Source organism: Peribacillus sp. YIM B13482 (assembly GCF_042787975.1).
In the GTDB taxonomy this organism is placed as follows: Bacteria; Bacillota; Bacilli; order Bacillales; family DSM-1321; genus Peribacillus; species Peribacillus simplex_A.
This window is the reverse complement of sequence record NZ_JBHZPF010000010.1, coordinates 91025-109078: the sequence shown is the minus strand read 5'-3', so window position 1 is coordinate 109078 and position 18054 is coordinate 91025. Positions and strand designations below refer to the sequence as shown.

The following is an 18054-nucleotide window of genomic DNA, read 5'->3' as shown; positions in this document are numbered from 1 at the left end:
TAAATAAACAAGCAATTAACGATAAAAATCAAAATGGGGAATGAGCAAAAGCTCTCCCCCATTTTGTCAACAGCCCCAATACGGCCTTTTTTTTATTAGTGTTTTATTTGAACGTAATTACGATTGTTGGAAACATATGATAGGAAAGAGGGGCGACTGAGGATAGAGTGGCAGGTCACAGTTTTGCTTTTCCATCTAATTTTAGACATTTCTTATTGAACTTAATTACAGATATGGGTAAAGAGATATTTGTTGCAGTAGCAACCAGTCTGATCCTGTCTGTGTTCGCCTAGAAACGGAAAAAGAACCACTCATCCTCCCAAGATGGCAATGGTTCTTATTTTGACGATTAATTAAGTTAAAAGGAATTGACTTTTTTTTACTGATGTGGTATGTTAATTCCAATCTAAGAAAAGGTGTGGTGTTTTATGTCGGGAGTAGGTATCAACTAATTTAGTTGAATAAGGTATTTAATCACTGATTGGTCAGTGGATTAAGTATGCCTTTTTCCACAGTGCAATTCTGCATTGTTGGATACCTACCTTAAGACTGCTTCCTTTTCCATAAATCGTGTAACATGTAGGTGTTACGACGAAAAGCATGGTGGGATTTGTCCTATCATGCTTTTTTGTGTACGCGGTTCTATTCGAGCTGCCCAATTTGTTATCGATTGTAGGTCCTTATCTATAGATAAGGCCGATGCCCGCAGGAGCTTTCTACTCAAATGGCTTGTTCATTTGTAAAGGTAGGGGGACTTTTGCGGGCATTTTTTGGATTCTGGGAATTTTAATCACTCACTCATTCAAGGGGGATCATTAGATGAATAAAATGACTTATGAAAAATTACAATATATCCAACTCAAGGAAATGGTGAAAAACCATTGCGTAAGCGGATTGGGAAAAGCGTTATTGGATCAGCTTAAGCCGAGCAGCCATTTGAATGTCGTTAAAAATCGTTTAAACGAGACCACGGAGGCAAGGAATTTACTGAATGCGGAAAGTCATATTCCCTTAAAAGGCATTTCACATGTTGGCTACCATATCGACAAATTGGAAAAGGGAATGATATTGGAGCCATCAGAGTTAGTGGCGATAGCAGACTTCTTAAGAGGCTGCAGGAATATCAAGAAATTCATGACCGATAAAGAGTTCTTTGCACCAACACTTCATTCCTACGCCCGCTCGATGACTGAATTCAGGAGCATTGAAGAAGAAATCCAATTCACCATAAAGGGAAATGCTGTCGTTTCCGAAGCAAGCAAGGACCTGAAACGCATCAGGAACCAAATCATCAAGACAGAAAGTAAAATAGAGGAACGGCTGAATAAGTTCTTGAAGAGCGGAGCCAATAAGGAGTTCATTCAGGAATTCTTCATAAGCAAAAAGGATGACCGCTACACCATCCCGATCAAAGCCTCCTATAAAAATCAGGTGGCAGGAACGATCGTGGAAGTATCTGCAAAAGGGGCTACCGTGTTCATTGAACCTGCCTCTGTGACGAAATTGAATGTAGAATTGGCAAGTTTAAAAGCGGAGGAGTCGATGGAAGAGTATCAACTTTTGGCCACATTATCCGGAACGGTTTTCGAGCAATTGAAACCAATCAAGATAAACATCGAGTTAATCAGTCAATATGACATGATCTTCGCAAAAGCCAAGTTCAGTAAAAGCATGGATGCGATCGAACCGAAAATCAATGATCATGGTTATATTAAGTTAAAAGGCTGTAAACATCCCCTTTTGCCACAAAACAGTGTACCTTTGGATTTTGAAATCGGTAATGATTATCGCAGCTTGATCATTACAGGCCCTAATGCCGGTGGAAAGACTGTCGTCCTGAAAACGATCGGCATCCTAACGTTGGCTGTCATGTCAGGACTGCATGTTGCCGGGAAAGAAGGGACGGAGCTTGCCGTCTTCGATCAAGTATTTGTCGACATCGGTGATAACCAAAGCATTGAAAATGCACTGAGCACGTTTTCATCGCATATGAAAAACATCTCGGAAATCATGGGGGCATTAACCAATAACTCATTGCTGCTGTTCGATGAAATCGGGAGCGGAACGGAACCGAATGAAGGCGCCGCTTTAGCGATTGCCATCCTTGAGGAATTTTATCAAAGGGGCTGCATAACCATTGCGACGACCCATTATGGTGAAATCAAGCGCTATTCGGAAATACACAGTGATTTCATGAATGCGGCCATGCAATTCAACAGTGAAACACTTGAGCCAAAATACAAGCTGTTGATTGGTCAATCCGGGGAAAGCAATGCCCTCTGGATAGCAAAAAAAATGAATGTCCGTGAAAAGGTTTTGCAAAGGGCAAAGCTTTATATCGGCAATAAAGACTATGACTTGAAGCGTGTCCAGGAAGGTAAAATCAAAAAAGCGAAGGTATCGGCGGTTCCAAAGGAAGCATTGTATGAATTTGAAGTCGGCGACAAGGTGAAGGTAAGCGAACTGGATGATTATGCGATTGTTTATAAGAAAAAGGACTCATATAATAATGTCGTCGTACTTTTCGAAGATACCTTCATGGAGGTTCATGCCAATAGGCTCGAGCTTGAAATAAAAGCCGTCGATTTATATCCGGAAGGCTATGATCTGAGTTCTTTATTTGTCAGTTATAAAGAAAGGAAATTGAACAGGGACCTTGAAAGAGGATCAAAAAAGGCTTTAAAGAATGTAGCGGCTGATATCCGGAAGAAACTTGGTGAATAGTACGGTTATGGAGCAGTAAAAATATCGAAGAAAAGTGAAAAAAAAGCCTCTAAAAAAGAGGCTTTTTTCACATAGTTTTGCTTACAGGCACTGTTGTGCCAAAAGTCATTTTACTGATTTCTTTTACTTCTATCATTATATAGATTAATTAATTCTTCATTTTGCTCATTCATTTTTTTCACATTCTTATTAATCGTTGCCAATTCCCATAGTACAGCCAATCCAAAAATTATTAAAAGTGTTAAGTAATCCATTATTGTCCTCCCATTGATGTTTTGTACCTTATAAATTAACTGATTTTTTTTTCTTTCATTGGAATCAATTCTTCAACATGGGAAGGCAAGTTTTTTCTTTGATAATAATTGTTTTGAATTAAAGCATATATCACTAAAAAAGTTCCCAGTAATTCGAATGATGTAAGTGATCCCCCTTGGATAAAAACAATGGCTAACGTGGTTATTGGAACTAAATTGATAAATAGAATGCCATTAATGGGCGTTAAAAGTTTAATACCTAAATTCCAGCTTAAAAGTGCAATGGCACCCGGGAAAATAATCATGAAAATCATCTCGCCATAAATGGATTCAATAACCTCTGCTGTGGGGACAGGCAGGCCAATTAAAGTTGCAAGGAATGTAATGATTGCAGATACTGTTGTTCCCAAAATACACGTTAAAGTCGAATAGCGGAGTGTTGACCACCCATTAAATTGGTTGCCGCCCATCGTATATATAACCCATCCTATAACCCCAATTAGAATGAAAAGTATAGGAATGATGCTATCCTTCAATAAAAATAGGAATGATAAATTGCCGTTGGTAATCACAAGAATAGCCCCTATTAAGGCAAGGGACATACTTGCGATCGTATATTTCATAGGTCTGGCATTTTTGAAAACCCACATTATCATAATTGAAATCATAGGCATTAATGATTCCATGATGGAAGCAACGATTACCCCGTTATGGCCCAGTAAGTCTTGACCTGCGAAAATGAGAAAGTTGTATACTGTAAACGCCATCGATCCAAAAAACAATAAGTTCTTTCCTTTCCCTTCCAAGCGAAAAGACTTCGTTCCCTCTTTAATTAAAAGCAATATCCCTAAAATTATGCTAACAGCTAAATATCGCAGAAAAGAGAAATAAAAAGGATCTATATACATGAGTGCCCTTTCTGCAACCGGAAACATGGCTCCCCAAGAAATGCTGGCTGTCAAACATAAAAGTGCACCGATTAAAACTTGATTCTTTTTCATTTAAAGCTTCCCCTCAAAAAAATAATGATTGATTAAATTCCTATACACACTTTATGATAAAGTCATTATCATGTAAAATGACTTAAAGTGAATGTAACCATCATTATTAATGATATTTAGGAAAGGGGGTCACTTTTATGGAAATTCGGGATTTGCAAATATTCCAGTGCGTCGCTAAATATGGAAGCATAAGTAAGGCTGCTGTTGAGTTGAATTATGTCCAATCCAATGTAACGGCGAGGATTAAGCATTTGGAGCATGAGTTACGGACGCCTTTATTCAATAGGCATAAACGTGGTATGTCTTTAACCGCAGAGGCACGAAAGATGCTGGTGTATGTAAACAAAATTTTGCTTGATATGGAAGAACTCAAACAAGTATTCCTGGATAGTGAAACACCTACGGGGATATTGAACATCGGTACTGTTGAAACGGTCAGCGGCCTTCCTAAGATTCTAGCCTCTTATCATAAACAGTATCCAAATGTCGATCTATCCATAAAGGCTGGGTTAACGGAGGATTTAATTAAAGATGTTATTGAACATAGGCTGGATGGCGCTTTTGTTACAGGACCGATTAAACATCCACTCATTCAGCAATACGATGTGTGTACAGAAAAACTTGTTTTAGTTACAAGGAATGAAACATTAAACCTTGAAGAATTTTTAACAGAACCAATTTTAGTATTCAGTCAGGGTTGTGGATATCGATCTAAACTGGAGCAATGGTTGAAAGAGGAAGAAGTGATGCCTAAAAGGATTATGGAGTTCAATGTATTGGAAACCATCTTAACCAGTGTAACACTCGGCCTTGGCATTACCCTCGTACCACAATCAGCGGTAAATCACCTTGCAGCCAATGAAAACGTGCATGTTCATGCAATTCCAGAAGAGTACGGCAATATTTCGACTGTCTTCATTCATCGTAAAGATGCTTATATGACAAACTCCATGCAAAGCTTCTTACAAACAATCGAAGCCAATCATGAATGTACGGTCAATCCGATATCAAGCCTGAACCATTCCTGAGCCAATATGAATCTTTACATAGAAGAACGCTGAAACTTGGGTCTGTACCGAACATGCTTTGACAAACTGGCGTCCTTTTTCTGCCGGTCCTTAAATTCCGTGAATCTTTCGAGAAGGCCTTCAATTCCGTTTTCATTAAAAACAAGGCACCCGAACCTGAAAAAGGAAAGTATCAAGAACCCCAACTTTGTTAATGATAGCAAATGAGGAGGTGTGATACGATGGCAAAGGATGTTCTATGTGAAGTGAATAATTGTAAATACTGGGATTCTGGAAACAAATGCAGTGCAGATGCTATTTATGTTGTCAGCCATAAAGGGAATCAAGCATCAAATAGCAAAGAAACGGATTGCAAAACATTTGATCCAGAAATTTAAATCATCGGGGGTAACCATCAAACTTGGTTACCCTCTTCCATTTTATTATTGATAATAAAAATCATTTTCATTCAAGATTATAGAAATTCAGTTATTTTTTCTTCATGAAAAGGATATTTGGGCGATATACATGTGAGTTTGATCGATGATATCGAAAGTTTGGACGATATAATTGAGGGTTTGAGCACTATACTCGAGAGTTAGAGCTATAAACTCGAGGTTGATCGATATATTCATGAATTTGTGCGATATATTCGGCCATTTTAGCAATTTACTCGTGAGTTTGAGCAGTTTACTCGTGAGTTTGAGCAGTTTACTCGTGAATTTGAGCAGTTTACTCGTGAGTTTGAGCAATTTACTCGTGAGTTTGAGCAATTTACTCGTGGGTTTGCGCAATTACTTTTGAAATGGTCAGCCTATCACCGATTGGAATAAGCAGGGATTCCAATTGAGGATGATTGGCCACGTTTCCATTGAACGCCTTCATAAATGCAGGATAATGTTTAGGTTGAGCATCTTCGTCTGCCACACTGCCTCCCGCAAGTACGTTATCCAGAACGATTAAAGCACCCCGTTCCGCCGCCAGTTTAATGCAATACTGCAGGTAATTTTCATAATTTTCCTTGTCAGCATCTATAAAGAAAAATTCAAATCTCTTATTATCAAGTTTTTCAGGGCTGCCCCTTTACTATTCTCTGCGAAGCAAAATGGCTACTTGACTGATGTGGCAAATGATTTACAGGCAGCAGCTGCCTCAGGTTCATCGCTTGTATTTAAAATTAGTTTGATTTTCGCGATCGTGAATGTGGTGCTTTCATTGTTCATGAAAAAACCGAAGTAACAAAGATAGAAAAACAGATCACCATTCAAGCAGGTGATCTGTTTTATTTTTGAACTTTTTTAAGTAGATCTAAAAGCTGTTGTTTTTCCGTCTCATTCAAGTTGGCAAACTGTGATGCCTGAAAATGCTCTTGTTTTGGAACAACTTCATGAAAAAACTCTTTTCCTTCCTCAGTCAACGAAAGGTATTTTGTTTTCCATTCCTGTTCCCGTTTAATCAATCCCAATTCTTCCATTTTCCTTAATAGTTGAGTGATATTGCCTTTCGTCACAAAAAGCTTGTTTGCAAGTTCTTGCTGAGACAATCGTTCATGGGAACCCACTTGAACCAAGATATCGAATTGGGCTGCCGATAGATTCCATTTCTTTAAATGTTGATTGGATTCCCGAATACTTTGGTTATATATTCGTGTTATTCGGAACCATAACATTAAACCCAGCCGTTCCTCGTTGTTAGATGTGGAGGGATTCGTTGTGTTTTCTTTCATGAATGTCACCTCATTCTTCTTTGTCACAATCAGTTTATGAATAAACTAATTTGATGTCAAATGCAAAAACTTCCATCTTTGATTCCTATATTATGTAGTCGTTAGTTTGGCAAAGATGATAAAAAACAGTGTTAATTCGGCTATTATCACGATATTTGGTACCGGGACAATCAAATTAAAAATAAAAAAGACGGCTAAAATCCCTAAAAATAACGCTAAATGATATATTTGCAAGCGCTGGTGCTTATGTCGATATTGGTGGAAAACAAAAGTGGTTGATATGAAATAGAGCAATACGGAACCAAAAACAAAATATAAGATAAATGAATAATGGACTTCCTGTAAAAACAATAATCTGATGGCCGCTGCAATCATGCTTATAGACGTTAAAATAAACAGATGACCGTAAATGATGAGCTGGCCGGAAGATTGTACAGACTTGTCGACTTTCTTCTCCATGTTATCGAAATATTGCCACCACATAGATATTATCAGGACAAATGAAATGATAGAAAAGGCTATCGAATCCCAATTTCCTTGTTTAGGTTGGATTACCGCAAGAGTGCTCACAAGAGCTTCCCCAAAGAGAATGATGGTAAATAGACCGAATCGCTCTAACAAGTGGGCCGTATTTGTAGGAACCTTTTCTAAACGCTTCCTTCCAAGGATCGGGATAATGATATCGATCAGGATGCCCAAATATAACACAGCATATCGAAGCCAGGAATCAAAAAGGACGGAAAATAATGAAATGACGATTCCAATCCAAAAATACCTTCCCAAAAAGAGTGCTGCTTTTTTTCGAAATCCCTCTTCTATCCGCTGTACAACAAGATATTGGATAGCCGTCACGGCTCTTAAGCCAATATAACCAGTTAAAAAAGAAAGATAATAAGGATCAAAATCAACTGATAAGCTTGAGGTCATAATTAGGACAAAAAACATTTGCAATATCAAAAATAGCCGTTGATGAAATAAATCCTTTCCAAACCGGTTAATAAATATGGTTTGCCCTACCCAAGCCCACCAGATAGGAATAAAAATCAACACGAACTTTAATAAATACTCTGGATGGATATATCCATCTTCAACATGCAGTAAAACATGAGTTGCGCCCGCAACGGCCGCCACAAATAACAAATCATAAAAGAGCTCTAACCATGTAACTTTCTTTTCATCCATTTCTGCACTCCTCCCAATTCCCTTATAGGTTATAGTATGTTGTAAACATTCAGAAAATGGAAGGGGTTCAATATAACCAAAACCATTTACCTTATCTTGGAGCGTGGAATTTAGAATTCATGATCAATTATGGGAAGTTCTTTTTACCCAACTATAAACTGATTTAAACCAACGAAGGGGTTGGGGGAATTTCCCTACATACGAACTTTCTTCGCTCAGGCAAGAATTGGAAGAACTCTTTCCTAACACGCCAAAAATAGCTCGGCCTGGACAAATTAACGCATGGGATAATGAAGATTTTGTTAAAGTAATCGAAGAAACCGGAAAAAAACAACTTATCATTGCGGGCGTGGTTACTGATGTCTGCGTTGCGTTCACAGCACTTTCCGCTTTGAACGCAGGTTATGAAGTATTCGCTGTCACTGATGCTTCTGGAACAGCAAACAGGTAGCTGATGCTGCTTTAGCGCGTATGGCCCATGGCGGTGTGCAGCTTATGAATTGGTTTAGCGAGCATGCGAATTACAGCGTGATTGGCGCAACGATGTCGAAGGTTTTGGTGCATTGCTTTCAAGCCAGCTTCCTGGTTATCAAAATATAATCGGGAGCTATAGGGGAGCACAGCGCGATTTCAGCAAGCTGATTTAAAGATAACACACTAGGAGGGGACATTTGTCCCCTCTTATTTTTTTATGAACATCTACATTGTTTTCACCCTCAGCTTCACCCCGAACTCCTTTATTGCTCGGTCTCATGACCTTACTGGCCTCCACACTAAAAACATAAGTTCTTTATCATGCATTCTAATATGTATGAAAAAGCCTACATAGTATCTTTTTCTATAGGCGCAAGCCGAGGGCGGACCGCCCGCGGAAAGCGAGTGCCTGAAGTGGAAATCAACGTCCAAATTGTACAGTCTGAAACCACCTAAAGAGGTGTTTTTTTAGCTTAACTAGAAAATTGGTTATGTCATGTCAAAAAGCAAAAAGAACTCTTGGAAAACATAAAGATAATGGATGATTATCTAAGATGTATAACAAAGCTGTCATGAAAACCTAACATGAATAACGTATACAACGTATTTTTCCTTCATGTCACATGATAAAATAGGACAAAAGGTAAAAAGAACTGAGCAGAAAATTTAAATTTACGAGCATGACTTACGTTAAACTAGGATATTTACAAAGAACATTGATTATATTACTGATGATAAAGGAAGTAGAATACAGGATGTATAAAATCGGACTAGTCGGACTAAAAACTTCTGTAGAACAGATTTTAGACTTGGCAGAAGAATATAAACATGAATTGGAATTCATCTCTTTGCCCTATGTAAAGACTGAAGAGGTAGAGAATATTGTAAAAGAACATCATTCTCACGTACATGCATGGCTTTTTTCCGGTCCACTTCCCTATGAAATTGCGAAAAAAACACTAGGCACAGATAAAATAATGGTCCATGTTCCTGCTACGGAATCAGGTTTTTATAAATCTTTTTTAGAGTTGATTTACGAACAAGGGAAAATTATTGAGAGGCTTAGTATCGATACTATGTCTTCAAACAATATTAGTGAAGAAGCTTTGTCACAGTTGAATATTAAAACCCCAAAGATCTATACGAAAGTGTTTGAGTCAGATGTCGACACTAATGAATTGTTTCATTTTCACTTGGATTTATGGAATAAGGGAAGGACAGAAGGCGCCTTATCTTGTTTTCCGTCCGTGTGCGAAGCTTTAAGGGAGTATGGAATTCCAGCTTACCGGATGTCGATGAGTAAGATGGAAATCCGGCAAACGCTTCGGATTCTTTCTGAAAAAGTAAAGACTTCCTACTTTAAAGACACACAAATTGGAGTTGAAATCATTGAAGTTGAATATTTTAACAGAGTGGCAGAGGAAATGAAAACTCCTTATCATTTACAGTACTTGGAGCTTCGGCTAAAAGAAATGTTAATTCAACTTGGTGAAAAAATAAATGGTTCCTTTTCAGAGAAAGGGAATGGAAGATACATGATTTTTAGTTCTCGCGGCGCAATTGAACGGGAAATTATTACGCTCGAAGATACCATTCAAAAATTGGCTTTTGAAGCAGATACAACCGTTGCCGTTGGAATTGGCTTCGGCGAAACTGCCTATTCGGCGGAAATCAATGCTTTTCGGGCTATTCAACATTCAAAAGAGATGAAGAAGCGTGAAATTGTGATTATTCAAGATGATGGAAAGATTATTGAATCACCAGGCAAAAAGAAAGAATTACAATATGCTACCCGGTCCCACAATGAACTCCTTATCGAAAAGTTAAAAAAGGGGAATATCAGTGTAAAAACATATAAGAAGATATCAGCCCTTGTACAAAGAATGGGCTGGGGTAATTTCACAACAAAGGAATTAGCGAAACATCTTGAGATGACAGAACGTAATGTACGGCGTATTATTGCGGATATGTGCGAAGTTGATTTGGCACAATGCGTTGGTGAAGAGGCTCACGCCACACGTGGAAGGCCGAGTAAAATTTATCGATTATTATAAGCACCCAAAATTGGGTGCTTTTTTATTTTGATGTAAAAGCACTAAAAGGAGAACTTCCACTATTAAATCTAGTAATCAAATAAAATAGTTTAGAATTTTCAAAAAACATTGAAATAAAGAACACGGGATATTATACTCTATTTAAGGAATTTATTCCTTAAACTAACCGAAAATAAAGATTACCATGTAAATTGAATGAAAAGGGGATGTATTGGGTGTCTCAAACGATAATGATTCAAGATTTAATCGAGACTGTTAAAGATGAAGTGATTGGATGGCGAAGATATTTACATATGTATCCCGAGCTGTCTTTTGAAGAAGTAAAAACAGCACAATTTGTTTATGAAACGCTACAAACTTTTGGTGATTTGGAAATTTCACGTCCGACAAAAACGAGTATAATGGCTCGTTTGATTGGCCCGCAGCCTGGGAAGGTTATTGCACTGCGGGCTGATATGGATGCGCTTCCAATTGAAGAAGAGAATGAGTTTGACTTTGTGTCACAGAATTCAGGCGCGATGCATGCATGCGGACATGACGGGCATACGGCGATGCTGCTTGGTGCAGCGAAGATTCTTACACAGTTAAAGGATCATATTAAAGGGGAGGTCCGCTTTTTATTTCAACATGCCGAGGAACTGCCGCCCGGTGGAGCCCAAGAGATGGTGAAAGCTGGTGTGCTTGATGGAGTGGATATGGTCATTGGCACCCATCTCTTGTCGACTCTTCCTTTAGGGAAAATTGGTTTGGGTTACGGTCCGGTGATGGCTGGAGCTGATACTTTTAACATTACAGTGGTCGGTAAAGGGGGGCACGCCTCACAGCCTGAACTTACCGTCGATCCCATAGCAATTGGAACACAGGTTGTATCAAATCTCCAGCATATTGTTTCGAGGTATCGTGATGCCCAGGAAGCTCTTGTGATTTCAGTGACTCAGTTCCATGCGGGAAGTGCGATTAATGTTATTCCAAGTAAGGTAAGCATTGGCGGTTCCGTTCGAAGCTTTAATCCGGGGTTAAGGGAAAAAATACCGAATTTTATCGAACGCATTATAAAAGGAATTACTGAAGCGCATGGAGCTACTTACGAATTCGATTATCAGTTCGGTTATGCTCCGACCATTAATGATGAAGAAGTTACCCGATTGATGGACGAAACTGTCTGTGAAGTATTTGGTGAAGAAAGCCGAGAGATTTTAAAGCCGATTATGGGAAGTGAGGACTTCTCTGCTTTTCAAAAAGTAGTTCCGGGATCCTATGTTGTAATAGGGGCCCGTAATGAAGAAAAAGGGATTATATATCCTCACCATCATCCGAAATTCACGATCGATGAACAGGCTTTACAAAATGGGGTGAAGTTATTTGTTCACGCGACTTTTAAAATGTTAAATCTAACTTACTAGGGGGCTAAGAGTATGAAAAAAATATATTGGCTCGGAATAATCCCGTTTCTTGGTATTATTGTAGGTGCTTTGTTTACAAATAAAGTGACTCCCTATGTTCTGGGAATGCCATTTTTTCACTTTTGGATTGTACTCTGGTCTGTGCTAACCACAGGTATTATGGGGATTATCTATCTACTGGATCCAGCTAATCAGAAGGGAGATTCAAGATGAATATTGCCGTGTTATTCATCCTGTTTTTTTTCGTCATTTCCGTTTTGATTGGTATCCAGGCTAAAAAAGGGAAAGAAATGAACTTAGAACAATGGTCAGTCGGGGGACGCGGAATGGGAGCCCTTTTGATTTTCCTCTTATCCGCAGGTGAAATGTATACGACCTTCACCTTTTTAGGTGCAAGTGGATCAGCTTATGGGGAAGGAGGTTCCATCTTTAGTATCGTATCATACGGCTGTCTGGCAACAGTCATCTCCTACTGGACATTTCCTGCTATCTGGAGGTATGCAAAGAAACACCAATTAGTTTCCCAATCAGATTTTTTCGTGAAAAAATATCAAAGTCCTTATCTTGGTGTGCTTGTTGCTGTAATTGGTGTTATAGCTTGTACTTGCTACTTAGTTCTGCAATTGAAGGGGTTAGGATATATCGTTTCTGCAACATCCTATGGGGCCATTTCTTCTACAGCTGCCATTTGGGTTGGAGCAATTGGTGTAACCATTTTCGTAATGGTTTCCGGTATTCACGGTTCTGCCAGGACAGCTATTTTAAAGGATATTCTGATTCTTGGCATTGTCGTATTTTTAGGGGTTTATTTCCCTCTTCATTATTATGACGGTCTTCAACCCATGTTTGAGGCCATTGAAAATGCAAAGCCGAACTATACCATACTTCCGGATCAAGGAATGGGCGTTTCGTGGTATATATCGACCGTTATATTAAGCTCCATTGGATTTTATATGTGGCCGCACGGGTTTTCTCCTATTTATGCTGCCTCTAGCGAAAAAGCTTTACGAAAAAATGCAATCCTAATGCCAATGTACCAATTGATTTTGTTGTTTGCCTTTTTTGTCGGATTTGCAGCTATCTTGCAGACGCCTGGATTAAAAGGCAGCGAAGCCGATCTTATCTTGCTGCAGCTTTCTAAACAGGAATTTGATCCATGGTTTGTGGGCTTAATAGGTGGCACTGGCGTGTTAGCCGCTTTAGTACCAAGTTCCATGCTGTTGATGTCAATATCAACATTGCTTGCAAAAAATGTATATAAGGTATTCACTCCATCGGCAACGGAAAATCAGATTGCAAAATTGGTAAAATACTTGGTTCCCCTTATTTCTCTCGTAGGGATTTACTTGACCTTTAAAGGTGGAAATTCCCTCTTTAGTCTTGCTTTAATCGCCTATAATTTTATCACACAACTAGCTCCTGCCTTTTTCGCAAGCTTGATGAGAAAGAATTTTATAACCAAACATGGAGCATTTGCCGGGATTATAACAGGAGGCGTGCTAGTCTCAATTATGGAACTAGGGAATATAAAAATTGGTTATCTATTTCCTTATCTTCCTCAAGCAATTAAAGACTTGAATGTAGGAATTATCGCTCTATTTGTTAATATCGTAGTTTTAGTGGTTGTCAGTGTGATGACAAAAAACATTACTAATACTCATAAAGATAATGATGTTTTGGAGAAAACAACAGTAGAGCACAAGGTTCTAATACAAAAAGAATCAAATAGCTAACACAACATGAATATTTGCTGCGCTAAGTAATTCATTCCCATAAGATTATGTTTAATACGAATGCCCTCCAGTTAAATGATCTGGAGGGCATTTTTTCCCTCCTTTATTTTATGATTCATCATTAAATAGAATTAAACATCATAATATCCCAATTAAAAGGAGGCTTAATTATGAATGACTATAACTCTCTTTGTGAACAATTTGCCAAAATTCTAAATGGGAAAAGCGACATAAATAAAGATGTTTGTTCTGTATCCTTGCATCGTAATATTGAAGTGTTTGTCCAAGGGCGTCCGAGTAACTCAGTTGTACCAGTAGGGGTTTTATTTGAATCATTGGATCAAAACGGTATTGCACTAAATTTGGGTGAAATAGCAATTTTACAAGAAGAAATTCCAGGATTTATGCAATCAGTTGTCCAACAGGGGATTATTGTTAGTGCCTTGCATAATCATTGGTTATATATGAAACCTTCGATTTTGTATATTCATATTCAATCAGTCGAACTCCCATTAAATTTCGCGAAAAAATTGGCGCATTCTTTTTCAACTTTAAGCAGCTATCCAGTTCGATAAATTGATATTTGTTCGTATAAACAAGGCGTTAGCGGTAAATTCTACTGGATTAAATTGAGGGATTTATAAAAGGTTTTAAGTATTTTTTATTGAATTCTTATTTAACAAAAGGATGTTTTACTTCCAAAACCAGGTGGTGCTGCGGCAGCCTTTTTTTTTATGGAACGAAAGGGGCAGATCAATTGAAGCTGAGAAAAACAGAAGAAAAGTGAAAAGCTCTTTACGTTTTTAAGATTTGCTGTTTAAAAGGTGAATAACGAAAAATACAGGATAGGCTGGTTCTGTATAAATGATAAAATAGTTAGAACTATATTAAAGGAGACTTACTATTTTGGAAGCTAAATGTGCTAAATTTTATGAGTTTGGGCATCCACAAAAAGTTATAAAAGTGGAAAATAAATTCATTCAAATGCCTGTGGACGGGGAAGTCCTTGTACGGATGACTGCACGTCCTATCAATCCATCTGACTTGCTGCCCATTCGGGGCGCATATTCCCACCGAATTCCCTTGCCTTCCATTCCTGGTTATGAAGGCGTCGGCATAGTGGAAGCGGTGGGTCCTTCGGTTTCGCAAGAGCTGATTGGCAAGCGTGTTCTGCCTTTGCGCGGTGAAGGTACCTGGCAGGATTATGTTAAAACATCTGCGGATTTGGCAATCGTCATTCCTGATTCCATTGAGGACCATATAGCAGCGCAATTATATATAAATCCGATAACCGCTTGGTTAACAATCACAGAAGTATTGGCATTGAAACCTGATGATGTATTACTCGTGAATGCTTGCGGATCTTCCATTGGCCGCATCTTCACCCAGTTATCCAAGATTCTTGGATTTAAGCTGATTGCTGTAACCAGAAACAATACCTATACGGAAGAACTGCTTAAACTTGGTGCTGCATATGTAATCGATACGTCTGAATCATCATTGCATGATACCGTGATGGAGTTGACGAATGGACGCGGAGCGAACGCGGCCATAGATTCGGTGGGAGGTACAGATGGTTCCGAGTTAGCCTTTTGTGTTCGGCCTGAAGGCATCTTATTAACGATTGGTCTTTTATCAGGAAAGTCTGTAAATTGGGCGGAAATTTCACAAAGGACAAAAATAAATGTTAAAATGTTTCATCTACGGCATTGGAACCAACAGGCATCCGTTCAGACTTGGCAAGAAACGTTTAACCTTTTGATGGGATTCATTAACGATAAAAGATTGAGTTTCATGGTGCCGGATTCTTACTACGGCCTTGGGGATATACAAGAAGCCATTCGTGTCATGGAAACCCCTATGAGCAATAGGGGGAAGATTTTTTTAAGCAACTGATTTTGAGTTCTTCATCAATTCGTTAAATTTGCTATGGGGATCATCGATGTGGTTTGCTGATTAAATGAAACAAGATTATTCCGTTCACTCTTCCAATAGGTTCCTAAGGTAAATGGAAATGCTCCCTGATAATATGGAATTACTTGATTATCTGTAAGAGGCTAGTTTAGAATGCGGAATAGTAACATGACATGTTGTTCAATGATACGAAAAGACTTTGGAGGAAATAATTACATGAAAACGATATATATGAATGGTACCTTTTTTACGATGGACAAGGAAAATCAAATCTTTGAAAAAGGCATGATGATTGTACAAGATCAAATCATATCCTACATCGGCCAGCATTCTGAAGAACAATTGGCAGATGCCGATCAAGTGGTCGACCTTGGCGGAAAATGGATTATGCCAGGTCTAGTGAATGCCCATTCGCATATTGTGATGACCCTTTTACGCGGAATCGGGGACGATATGCTGCTGAAGCCATGGCTTGAAACGAAAATATGGCCGATTGAAAGCCAGTTTACAACGGAAATCGCCTCTGTAAGTTCTCAGCTTGGCATTATGGAAATGCTGAAATCAGGAACAACGACATTTTCGGATATGTTTAATCCTAATGGAATAGATGCAGGTGCTGTCATGGAGACGATAGGCGAAACAGGAATGCGCGGAGCCTTTTCCTACACGATTTTCAGCTTAGGTACGGAAAAAGAACAAAAAGCGAACCTCATGGGAGCTGAGCAGTTTTCAAAAAACTATAAGACGTTTGCCGATGGCCGCCTGACTACCATGGTAGCGCCACACAGCCCTTATGCTTGTACACCTGAAGCGATTATGGAAAGTGCACGGATTGCAAAAGAGAATGATTTGATGGTGCACATTCACGTTTCGGAAACGGACTTTGAAATCCTTGACATCGAAAAGCGTTTTGGATTCCGTCCTGTCGAGCACCTTCGCCGCTTAGGTCTTTTTGATCAGCCTACAGTGATGGCCCATGGTGTCGTACTCAATGATGAAGAGCGGGCGATACTAAAACAGCATGATGTTCGGGTTGCTCATAATCCAATCAGTAATCTGAAGCTGGGATCGGGAATTGCTGATATCGTCAGCCTTCTTGATGCAGGCATTAAAGTTGGGGTTGCAACAGATGGTGTTGCTTCCAACAACAACTTCGATATGTTCGAGGAAATGAGAACGGCGGCATTATTGCAAAAAGGCATCTATAAGGATGCCACTAAATTCCCTGCTCAAACGGCACTGGCCATGGCCACGAGAATGGGTGCCGAAGCAATCGGCATGGGTCATACGGGATCACTTGAAGCAGGTAAAAAAGCAGATTTCATCACCATTTACCCTTATAACAAAGAGCATCTGCAGCCGCTGAGTGAAGCGTATTCGCATTTGCTTTATGCAGCCCGCGGAAATGATGTATCTGATGTATACATTGACGGCAAGATGATTGTGAAAAATGGCGAATGCTTAACGATCGATGAAGAAAAAGTAATTGCCGAAACGAATCGTCTGCAGGGCACACTATCACGATAAATACGACACGAAACTTGCAGCTTCTTTCAGACTGAAGGCAAACTCGATAAAAATGGAGTTTGTCTTCAGTTTTTTTAGGTTTTAAATTTTGACCGTTCCAATCCACTCTGCATGAATTCTAAGATGGCACCCCAAATTGCTCGAGTTTTTGAGGATTTGTTCTTTGACCGCTTCATTCCACTGCAGGCACTCACTTCGACCAAATTCGACCTCCAGTTTCGACCTAGTCCTGTATAATTCGGCCAACCAAGATCTAAAACCACTGGATCATAGTAAAAGACTGTAGGCATTAACAACTTAACGTAAAGTATTCTAATCCCTTTTTAGTTTGAGGTCTGTCTCCAGTCCAGTTTCTTGGAAATAGAGAAGCAAAGTAACCCTGTTAAAAATAACAAGAGAAATATAGGTATGGCAAAGATGGTTAAAAAAGAAAAAATGAAAAAAATACTGCTGACCGCAAATATAAGCCAGCTGATAATTAACAATGAACTGGATAAAAAATCTTTGATAGCATCGATCATTAATTTCACCACCATCTGGGATATATTGTTAGTATGTATTATATATGATTTTACAATTAGCTTGGGAAGTAGTTCATAGTTCATGCACATATAAGTGTAAAAGGGGATGGAATGAATGGAAAACGAATGGTCTTCGTTAAAAGCGCACGTGCAGCAGCTGGAGGAGAAATTATTAAAACCTGAAATCCGTACATCTCCAGAAGAGCTTTCATCATTATTGAAAGATGATTTCTTTGAGTTCGGCAGTTCGGGTAACATATGGTCTAAAAATGATTTTATGGGGCAAGAGGGAGCCGGAGCGGTGAACATGACACTAAGTCAATTTGATATGCATCCATTGTCTAAGGACACCGTATTAACTACTTACCGAATTTTTGATGAAGATAAAGAGGAGCATACCTTAAGGAGTTCAATCTGGAAATATGCGAATGGCAGATGGCAAATGTTTTTTCATCAAGGAACGAAAACGAAAGGGCCTCTTTAAGCCTTTTAATTATGAAAAATATCATAAAAGATCGTAAGTAAAATGAGCTT

The 18054-nt window shown here is 38.9% G+C and carries 15 protein-coding genes and 2 pseudogenes; 12 read left to right on the top strand and 5 right to left on the bottom strand.

Annotated elements, in window-relative coordinates; genetic code table 11:
• Window positions 1-819: 819 nt before the first annotated feature.
• A complete protein-coding gene (locus tag ACFX4L_RS07890; RefSeq protein ID WP_377404643.1) occupies window positions 820-2724 on the top strand; it encodes an endonuclease MutS2 in 1905 nt (634 codons plus the stop codon).
• A gap of 110 nt (window positions 2725-2834) precedes the next feature.
• Here the strand turns inward: ACFX4L_RS07890 and ACFX4L_RS07885 are convergent, their stop codons facing one another.
• Together ACFX4L_RS07885 and ACFX4L_RS07880 are read right to left on the bottom strand one after the other, a co-directional pair.
• Window positions 2835-2978 (bottom strand): hypothetical protein, encoded by a 144-nt coding sequence (locus tag ACFX4L_RS07885; protein WP_377387190.1) that lies wholly within the window; start codon window positions 2976-2978, stop codon window positions 2835-2837.
• Window positions 2979-3013: 35 nt separating this feature from the next.
• Window positions 3014-3979: a DMT family transporter gene (locus tag ACFX4L_RS07880; protein WP_377387191.1), complete on the bottom strand. Its 966-nt coding sequence runs from the start codon at window positions 3977-3979 to the stop codon at window positions 3014-3016.
• Between the two features lie 137 nt (window positions 3980-4116).
• On the opposite strand from ACFX4L_RS07880, the gene ACFX4L_RS07875 reads away from it, so the two are divergent.
• Window positions 4117-5007 carry a LysR family transcriptional regulator gene (locus ACFX4L_RS07875; protein ID WP_089363029.1) on the top strand — a complete coding sequence of 297 codons (891 nt, stop codon included), beginning with the start codon at window positions 4117-4119 and terminating at the stop codon, window positions 5005-5007.
• Between the two features lie 221 nt (window positions 5008-5228).
• Window positions 5229-5384, top strand: coding sequence for a DUF1540 domain-containing protein (locus tag ACFX4L_RS07870; RefSeq protein WP_065310844.1), 156 nt, complete (start codon window positions 5229-5231; stop codon window positions 5382-5384).
• A gap of 376 nt (window positions 5385-5760) precedes the next feature.
• Here the strand turns inward: ACFX4L_RS07870 and ACFX4L_RS07865 are convergent.
• The 3 genes and pseudogenes from ACFX4L_RS07865 to ACFX4L_RS07855 form a co-directional block, all read right to left on the bottom strand.
• Window positions 5761-6048: pseudogene (locus tag ACFX4L_RS07865) on the bottom strand (O-methyltransferase); the annotation flags it as partial.
• A gap of 220 nt (window positions 6049-6268) precedes the next feature.
• On the bottom strand, window positions 6269-6712 hold the full coding sequence (locus tag ACFX4L_RS07860) for a MarR family winged helix-turn-helix transcriptional regulator (protein ID WP_284469727.1): 444 nt from the start codon (window positions 6710-6712) through the stop codon (window positions 6269-6271).
• Window positions 6713-6802: 90 nt separating this feature from the next.
• Window positions 6803-7894, bottom strand: a complete 1092-nt coding sequence (locus ACFX4L_RS07855; RefSeq protein ID WP_377404640.1) for a low temperature requirement protein A — start codon at window positions 7892-7894, stop codon at window positions 6803-6805.
• A gap of 214 nt (window positions 7895-8108) precedes the next feature.
• On the opposite strand from ACFX4L_RS07855, the pseudogene ACFX4L_RS07850 reads away from it, so the two are divergent.
• The 9 genes and pseudogenes from ACFX4L_RS07850 to ACFX4L_RS07810 all read left to right on the top strand — a co-directional run.
• Window positions 8109-8541, top strand: a pseudogene (locus ACFX4L_RS07850) (isochorismatase family protein); the annotation flags it as partial.
• A 582-nt stretch (window positions 8542-9123) separates the two neighbouring features.
• Window positions 9124-10422, top strand: coding sequence for a helix-turn-helix domain-containing protein (locus tag ACFX4L_RS07845; RefSeq protein ID WP_125160504.1), 1299 nt, complete (start codon window positions 9124-9126; stop codon window positions 10420-10422).
• Between the two features lie 230 nt (window positions 10423-10652).
• Window positions 10653-11825 carry a M20 family metallopeptidase gene (locus ACFX4L_RS07840; RefSeq protein ID WP_377404652.1) on the top strand — a complete coding sequence of 391 codons (1173 nt, stop codon included), beginning with the start codon at window positions 10653-10655 and terminating at the stop codon, window positions 11823-11825.
• A 12-nt stretch (window positions 11826-11837) separates the two neighbouring features.
• Window positions 11838-12038, top strand: a complete 201-nt coding sequence (locus tag ACFX4L_RS07835; RefSeq protein ID WP_289319685.1) for a DUF3311 domain-containing protein — start codon at window positions 11838-11840, stop codon at window positions 12036-12038.
• The gene (locus ACFX4L_RS07830; protein ID WP_289319686.1) at window positions 12035-13558 is read left to right on the top strand and encodes a sodium:solute symporter family protein; all 1524 of its coding nucleotides are present in this window, start codon (window positions 12035-12037) and stop codon (window positions 13556-13558) included. Before ACFX4L_RS07835 ends, ACFX4L_RS07830 begins: the two co-directional genes overlap by 4 nt.
• A 170-nt stretch (window positions 13559-13728) precedes the next feature.
• Window positions 13729-14133: a DUF1259 domain-containing protein gene (locus tag ACFX4L_RS07825; RefSeq protein WP_377404637.1), complete on the top strand. Its 405-nt coding sequence runs from the start codon at window positions 13729-13731 to the stop codon at window positions 14131-14133.
• A gap of 331 nt (window positions 14134-14464) precedes the next feature.
• A complete protein-coding gene (locus tag ACFX4L_RS07820) occupies window positions 14465-15454 on the top strand; it encodes a zinc-dependent alcohol dehydrogenase family protein (protein ID WP_377404634.1) in 990 nt (329 codons plus the stop codon).
• Between the two features lie 234 nt (window positions 15455-15688).
• Window positions 15689-16999 (top strand): amidohydrolase family protein, encoded by a 1311-nt coding sequence (locus tag ACFX4L_RS07815; RefSeq protein WP_284469737.1) that lies wholly within the window; start codon window positions 15689-15691, stop codon window positions 16997-16999.
• Between the two features lie 636 nt (window positions 17000-17635).
• Window positions 17636-18004 (top strand): nuclear transport factor 2 family protein, encoded by a 369-nt coding sequence (locus ACFX4L_RS07810; protein WP_377404631.1) that lies wholly within the window; start codon window positions 17636-17638, stop codon window positions 18002-18004.
• The last annotated feature ends 50 nt before the right edge of the window (window positions 18005-18054 follow it).

Bases quoted from the DNA above. Each gene is read 5' to 3' on its own strand.
- ACFX4L_RS07830 (WP_289319686.1), top strand. From the start codon at position 12,035: ATGAATATTGCCGTGTTATTCATCCTGTTTTTTTTCGTCATTTCCGTT.
- ACFX4L_RS07810 (WP_377404631.1), top strand. From the start codon at position 17,636: ATGGAAAACGAATGGTCTTCGTTAAAAGCGCACGTGCAGCAGCTGGAG.
- ACFX4L_RS07860 (WP_284469727.1), bottom strand. From the start codon at position 6,712: ATGAAAGAAAACACAACGAATCCCTCCACATCTAACAACGAGGAACGG.
- ACFX4L_RS07875 (WP_089363029.1), top strand. From the start codon at position 4,117: ATGGAAATTCGGGATTTGCAAATATTCCAGTGCGTCGCTAAATATGGA.
- ACFX4L_RS07870 (WP_065310844.1), top strand. From the start codon at position 5,229: ATGGCAAAGGATGTTCTATGTGAAGTGAATAATTGTAAATACTGGGAT.
- ACFX4L_RS07815 (WP_284469737.1), top strand. From the start codon at position 15,689: ATGAAAACGATATATATGAATGGTACCTTTTTTACGATGGACAAGGAA.
- ACFX4L_RS07890 (WP_377404643.1), top strand. From the start codon at position 820: ATGAATAAAATGACTTATGAAAAATTACAATATATCCAACTCAAGGAA.
- ACFX4L_RS07845 (WP_125160504.1), top strand. From the start codon at position 9,124: ATGTATAAAATCGGACTAGTCGGACTAAAAACTTCTGTAGAACAGATT.
- ACFX4L_RS07880 (WP_377387191.1), bottom strand. From the start codon at position 3,979: ATGAAAAAGAATCAAGTTTTAATCGGTGCACTTTTATGTTTGACAGCC.
- ACFX4L_RS07840 (WP_377404652.1), top strand. From the start codon at position 10,653: ATGATTCAAGATTTAATCGAGACTGTTAAAGATGAAGTGATTGGATGG.
- ACFX4L_RS07825 (WP_377404637.1), top strand. From the start codon at position 13,729: ATGAATGACTATAACTCTCTTTGTGAACAATTTGCCAAAATTCTAAAT.
- ACFX4L_RS07855 (WP_377404640.1), bottom strand. From the start codon at position 7,894: ATGGATGAAAAGAAAGTTACATGGTTAGAGCTCTTTTATGATTTGTTA.
- ACFX4L_RS07835 (WP_289319685.1), top strand. From the start codon at position 11,838: ATGAAAAAAATATATTGGCTCGGAATAATCCCGTTTCTTGGTATTATT.
- ACFX4L_RS07885 (WP_377387190.1), bottom strand. From the start codon at position 2,978: ATGGATTACTTAACACTTTTAATAATTTTTGGATTGGCTGTACTATGG.